Annotated in this window: 5 protein-coding genes; 1 reads left to right on the top strand and 4 read right to left on the bottom strand. The window is 36.4% G+C overall.

What is annotated here, in order from left to right; genetic code table 11:
• On the bottom strand, nucleotides 1-2,437 hold a 2,437-nt coding region (locus ACKI5B_RS04340), incomplete at its 3' end, for a hypothetical protein (RefSeq protein ID WP_407426193.1).
• Nucleotides 2,438-2,518: 81 nt separating this feature from the next.
• On the opposite strand from ACKI5B_RS04340, the gene ACKI5B_RS04335 reads away from it, so the two are divergent.
• A complete protein-coding gene (locus ACKI5B_RS04335; RefSeq protein WP_407426191.1) occupies nucleotides 2,519-3,844 on the top strand; it encodes a UPF0164 family protein in 1,326 nt (441 codons plus the stop codon).
• Between the two features lie 10 nt (nucleotides 3,845-3,854).
• Here the strand turns inward: ACKI5B_RS04335 and ACKI5B_RS04330 are convergent, their stop codons facing one another.
• The 3 genes from ACKI5B_RS04330 to ACKI5B_RS04320 all read right to left on the bottom strand — a co-directional run.
• Entirely contained in the window at nucleotides 3,855-5,459 is a 1,605-nt protein-coding gene (locus ACKI5B_RS04330) for a 1,4-alpha-glucan branching protein domain-containing protein (RefSeq protein WP_407426189.1), read from the bottom strand.
• 5 nt (nucleotides 5,460-5,464) lie between these two features.
• Entirely contained in the window at nucleotides 5,465-6,139 is a 675-nt protein-coding gene (locus ACKI5B_RS04325; protein ID WP_407426187.1) for a DUF4912 domain-containing protein, read from the bottom strand.
• A gap of 49 nt (nucleotides 6,140-6,188) precedes the next feature.
• A partial coding sequence (locus ACKI5B_RS04320) for a hypothetical protein (RefSeq protein WP_407426185.1) occupies nucleotides 6,189-6,797 on the bottom strand: 609 nt, incomplete at its 5' end.

Genomic DNA, 6,797 nt, shown 5'->3' with positions numbered 1-6,797 from the left:
TAATATTTTTTACAATAGCGAGAAGATTTTCGATTTCAGGATCTGGTTCTGAACTGACTGTAGCCCACTGAAGCTGAGCAGAGAGCAGAACATTTTCTGCATTATCAAAATTACCTGAATAATAAAATGTAGAAGCCCTGTCTTTTAATGCAAATACACTGCGCAGAACCCGCTCAAATTCTGCACGCTGGATTTTCATTGCAAGTTCTGTCAAAGAAACTTCACGGACAGAACGTATTTTTTCTGAATATTCAATTTCAAGGGCACCGGCATATTTTTCTGAAGCAGCATCAACAGCAAGCATAGCATTTTTGTAATCACCTTTTTTGTATAAATCAGAAGCTCTGTTAAACTGTTCATTTGCATCTGCCAGTACAGCTTCATACTGACGGATTTGAACAGAAGCCTTATCGATAACTACATTATTTCTTGCATACAATGTGTCAAAGTTTTTTATAATGCGTTCAAATTCCAGAGTTGAGTTTTTGTAATTTTCGCTGACATTCCAGTAATCGTCTTTTCCCTTATACAGAAATTCAAGCTGAGATAAAAATTCTTCACGCTTTGCAGAAATTCTGGAATTTAATTTTTCAGCATTTTCTCTGGCTTCCACAGGATAATGCTTTACAAATTCAGAAAACACACTTTCCTGAAAATCAAAATTATCTTCATCATCCTGACTTCCGGCTCCGTAAAGAAGAATTTCTGTATCAGAACACTGTTTTGAAAAATCATCAAAAGAATCGCGGGAGAGAGTCATATAACCGCGGGACATATATTCCCAGAGTCCTAAAGCATGTGCCGAAGATTCATCAAGATTCTGCCGGCTTATCGATGTAAAATAATCAATCTGATTTCTGAAATCAAGCGGACTGTCAGAAATTCTCGTACCGGCAGTCTCACGTTTTTTTAATGTTGAGATTTTTAAAGTTCCGCCGCTTAATTCAACAAGTTCTGCAATTTCCCGCTCTCTTTTTTCGAGGTTAGCAAAATATTCTGACTCACGTTTTTTTTCATCATCAATCAGCTTTAAATAACTTCTTGAATCGCTTTTAATTTTTTCATACCGCAGAAGTTTCTGTAAATTTTCAGAAAGCAGTTTCTGACTGACAAAGGATGTATTTATTTTTTCAGGATTTTTACGTTCATAAGCCAGATCTTTTACGCTTTCATAGGCAAGTGAAAGACCTGAAATATACTCATAAACAAACTTCATTGATTTTTCATAATCAGGATATTTTTCTCCAAAACTGACTGCATCAAGAGTTTTTTCAAGTTTATACAAATCATGTAAAGAAATTGCAGTCTGAGCAAAATCTCTGGACAGTTTCATGGAATTGCGTTCAGGATCAATTTTGTCGGCAAGAGAATAGATTTTTTCTTCCGGCAGTTTTTTAATAGTTTCATTAAGAATTGAAAAAACAATTGCTCCGGTTTTTTCTTTCATAGATTCTATGCGCTTATTATAATAGGCTTCAATTGCGCCGATTACACCGGTATCAGGATGAGAAGAATCACCGGCAACAAATTTTAACTGAAACGAAATATATGAAGTTCCTAAAAGCAGCGGATTTCTCTGTTCTGCAAGTTCAACGACCTGCTGCAATTTTTCTGCTTCATCAATAATTTTATTATGAAGTTCCGCCAGTTTTGAAAAAGCCGTATTTACCCGCTTAAAACTTTTCTGAACTTCATCAATATCAACATTTTTTGCACTGACAGCCTTGATAAATTCATTGTATGCTTTTTCACAGTCGCTTTCCCGCGATGAAAAACCGGCAGAAAGGAGAGAGCCTGCAACAAGAGAAAGGATTGTGCCGATTGATTTTTTTACAGGGTCAGTAATATCGTTTTCATAAACGACAGGGATTCCTTCACTGTTTTTTAAATCTTTCGGATCAAATACGATATCGGAAAATTCATTTTTTATTGCAAAGCCCTCTTCAAATTTCAGAGCAGCTTCCGGAAACTTTTCTTTTTTTACAAGAGCAACACCTTCTTTCATAATGCGGTTGTAATGAATTAAAACTTCACCAAGCGTTACTGTTCTTCGGGCCAGATTTGTAAAATCAACGACAGTTTCAGTTGAATCAAGTTCAGAACTTTCAAGCTCAGTAATTTTATAAAGTTTATCAACCTTTGTGTCATCGCCGTCCCTTATCAGCTCAACAAGTTCTTCACCGTCTTTATTATATTTTTCTCTGGCCTTAAAAACTTTCATTACCCGTTTGTGTGCACGGTCAAAATCATTCGGATAAGCATTTATATATTTGGTAAGTTCCTTTAAGGCTTCGTTATAGGCAGTCGACTCAATAAGAATATCAATCTGCTGCAAAGACAAAATCTCATCACCTGCTGTACCTGTTTCCTCTGAAAAAAGCAGGCAGAGAAAAAAAAGAGAAAAAATAAATATAAAACCAGACCGTTTTTTTAACATTTTTTCAGGTTTATCTCTATATTTTCGGCGATAGATTTAAATGAGTAGAGATATTTATCCGAAAATACATTATAATGTAATATGATGAAAAAAATCTGCATAATGCTCATTTTTTTGACTTTTCTCTTAAAAGCCCATTCACTTGAACTGATAAACATGCAGTCAAGTCTTGCAGATATTTTTGCTTCATCAATTGACAGTAACGAAGGTTTAACATCATTCAGGTCCCTTAACATACCGTCAGGAGGGCGCACGGAAGCTTTAGGGACAGCTTTTACAGGTCTTTGTGATGACATTTCATTTTTTGACTACAATCCTGCAGCCAGTGCCACACTTGAAGAAACACAGATTGCAGTTTATCACAATTCCTGGATTTCAGATTCCGCAATTGAAACACTGGCCGCAACAGCCAGAACTGGAAACACTGGCTACGGCTTTCAGCTTAAATGTTTCTACGTACCTTTCAGTGAATATAATCTTTACGGAGACAGGGTTGCCGGAAGTTATTACACAGAAACAACAGGTACTTTTAATATTTCCCACAACTTTTTTGCAGGCTATCTCTTTAAAGGACTCTCACTTGGAGCAAATGCAAAGCTTTCCTGGCGCGGAGTACCTGATTACACCGACAACAAAGACGATTCCATTATTTCAAATTCAGGATTAGAACAGTCAGCGCTTGGATTAATGGCTGATGCTGGAGTTTTATTTCACTTTAATGCTTTTAAATTTTTTTCAGCAAGGAAAGCAAATTTTAATATAGGACTTGCACTGAATAATCTTGGAATTGTTTTAACAGGCTTTTCTTCTTCAATTCAAACTGACTCACCTCCTCCAACTAAACTTTCGGCAGGAATTTCTTACAGACCTTTTTCAAGAATTTTGTTTACCGGAGAATTCAGAAAACCGCTGAATTTACAGAACACTTCTTCAAGTGAAAAAGCTTCCTTTGCAGTTGGCTCAGACATAAAACTAACCGAAAAATTCTCATTTTTATGCGGTTTTTTATTACAGGGCTCAAATCCGAGAATCAGCATGGGAAGTGAGTTTGAATTTAAGAAAATTCTGCTCGATGTTACTTACACCTTCGATTTAACGTCCTCAGCAAATCCTGTAAACCATATAAGCTTAAGCGCAAAAATGAAATTAGGCGACCGAGGCAGGTTTGCGGCAATTGAACAGGTAAACAAATATTATCTTGAAGGATTAAGACTGTATGCAGAAGGCTATTATGATGCGGCAGTTTTAAAATGGAATGAATCTATCAGAATTGCTCAGAGTGCTCCGCTTAACATGACATTTGAACCCGCAATAATAGCAAAAAAAATCGCCATCAACTTTAACAAAAACAAATACGAACTTGAAAATCTGTATTCGATTTCATTTGATGATGACGATGAAGAATAAAAAACAGAATTTACTTTTTAGGCGAGAACATTCTGAAGTTCATCCACGGAAAAATAACATGCTCTTTTTCGATTTTTGTAAGCCATTCAGTACTTACAGAGTTTGAGCCGAGAGAATCAAAAACAATCATAAAGGATTTTATCATTTCCTTAAAACGCTCTGTAACATATTCAGGGAATTCACCTTCATGAAGCATCTGCGCCCATTCACTGCTTTGTGCAAGCATAAGCTCTTTAGCACCTAAATTTAAAAGCCTTATTTTTAAACCGGTTTCATTCGGATAGCGGTCAGACAAATCAACCATACGCTCTGCCATTTTTCTGGTATAGCGGATCATCCAGCTGTTCGAAGCATCAAGCAGGTCCTCTCCATAACTGTTTCCCTGAACAGCACCTGAATAAGGCAGAACTTTCTGCAGGGCAAAAGTGTTTCCAAGTAAAGGAGACGGACTTTCAAGCTGAATATCCGAGGCAGCAAAGTCCCGGATAACATTTTCAAGCCAGTCGATTCCTTCTGACCAGTTCTGACCAAGAGATTTTGCATCAACAACACAGAGAAGGGACGGATTTTTACCTTCCATGCACTTCTGAGCTTTATCTAATTTAGCCTTTTTAGAGGTAAAAAATTCCTGTGCATCGAGTTTAACTTGTTTTTGAGATTCATTAAAATCATAAACACTTGCGTTCTGATTATTCCAGTAACAGTAATGTGCAGGAATTCTCGGCATACCGTCAGAAATTAATCCAGAGCCGGCAAGTTCTTCTGAGGAAAGCTCAAAGGAAACATCTTTACACTGATTTTTGTATACAGGACGGGAAGAAAATCCATTTACACCAGTAATATCATCAGGAGTATCAGAATCCTGACAGAAAAAAGCAAGAGAAGTCTGAGAAAGCGAATTCTGAGAATCTATATCGCAGCGAACAGGTGAAAAAATTCCATTTTCGGGAAGAGTTTTACTGAAAAGCATTGAACGGATATCGATAATTGTATAACGAAGCCCGTAAGCCCTTAAAATTTTTTCGATTCCCGGTGTATACCCCATAAAAGGCAGATAAAAGCCGTCAGGATTTGAACCGAAATAATGGCGGTGTGAATAAAGTCCTACTTCTATCTGTGCATTCAAAATTTCTGTCATATCCCCGTAATGAGGTAAAAATGCATAGGTTGCACAGGTTGCAAGAAGTTCAAGATATCCGTTATCAGAAAAAAAAGAAAATTCTTTTAACAGATTCTGCGAATATGACTGGGTAAAATCTACGAGATTTTTTCTTGTTTTTTGAAGACAGCTTTCTGCATTTTTTAGCAAAGCAGAATCGTTTTTGAGACGTTGAACTTCTTTTTCGCCAAAAGCAATGCGTTTTTCAAGCCAGTGAATGTACTGTTCCTTTATGAGCGGGTCATCAAGCAGTGAACATAAAACAGGAGATAAAACAAGAGCAAGCTTAAATTTTAAATTTTCTGATTTAAGGCGGTGAAGCATATCCAGTAAAGGAAGATATGTTTCGGAAATTGCATTAAAGAGAATGTCATTTTGTAAAGCATAGTCGCTTTCATTTTCATGACGAATATAACCCTGATGTGCAACAATTGTAAAAATAAAGTTTTTAGCCATTTCGCCTACTCCACAAAAGACTGTCTGTATTTTTCATAGTGAGATTTTAAAAGCTTTTTCATACCTGAAATTTCAAGAATTTCCGATACTTCGACTTCCTGCCCCGGAAATGCCTTGGCAAACACAGCCGGTATTTCAGGAAGTGCAACCTTTCTTGAAACAGTAAGATTGTCTGTAGTTTCATCAGAGAAAGAAGCAACTAAATCAATACGGAAATATTTGCAGCCCGGTTCAAGAAATACATACTGCTCACGATTTTCGATTGTGGTCTGCAAATCATAATATTTTACAGGAACTGTATCTTCTTCGTTATTAAAATACGAAACACGCAGAAACAAATGCTTCATTTTAGAAGATTCAGAAATTTTTTTAACAGCTTCAGAACTTATATCCCAGTAAACAAAAGCCCATACCGGATTCTGAAGAATTACAGAGATTTGAGTTTCATTGAACGACACCGGAAGTTCATCAGCAGTTGAAGCAATATTTTCGTCTTCCTTCATGGATTGTATATCATTGGAATCCTGTGCAAGTTCTGCAGCAACTTCAAGAAGTTCACCGATTATAAAACGCCGGTTAAGATTATCAGGAATATCAATTCCATAATCATCAGCAAGAGCAATTAAATCTGCTGATGATAGTGTTTCAAGATAAGCAAGTGTTAAAACTGTATTTTCCATATTTTCCTATTTTTTATGCTTATTATTGTCTTAAAAAACAGAATAAAAATCAAGACATGGAAACAGGCCGCATTTTTTTCACACATTCAGGAATCAGTTTATTTACGGCTTCTGCAATACGCCTGCGGTTTTTCTGAAGCACAATTCCAAGCACAATAATCAGAATGCCTGTTAAAGTTAAGGCAAACGGGAAAAATTTTGAATCTTTAAAAAGTTCGAACGACAGGCGTGAAAGAAATTCTGCAAGACCTGCGGTACCGAACACCATAAAAACGATTTCTTCCAAAAACAGCGAGATAAAGCACATTGCAAGATGAATCAAAAACAGAATAATAAAGCCCCAGCCGTTCGCATTGTAAAAGAAGGAAAATCCAAAAGTCAGCGTGAAAACTCCGAAAAGATAAAGCCAGAATGCATAATCACGCATTTTTTTAAGATGAAGGATATAACCCGCTGCAATCATCAGAATTCCAAAGATTTTTGAAATATCTGCCCTTTCAAACCAGCCGATAAAATTTTCTTTATAAATGACCGGAACAATATCCATAGAAAGATACCAGAGGCAGAAAGAGATTATAAAGACGATAAAATGGAATCTGACTTTGATTAAAAAAATGAGCGAAACAGCGATAGTCGATAGTTCAAGCACTATCCATTT

This window comes from Treponema sp. (assembly GCF_045657965.1).
Lineage (GTDB): Bacteria > Spirochaetota > Spirochaetia > Treponematales > Treponemataceae > Treponema_D.
This window is presented reverse-complemented; position numbering and strand designations above follow the sequence as displayed.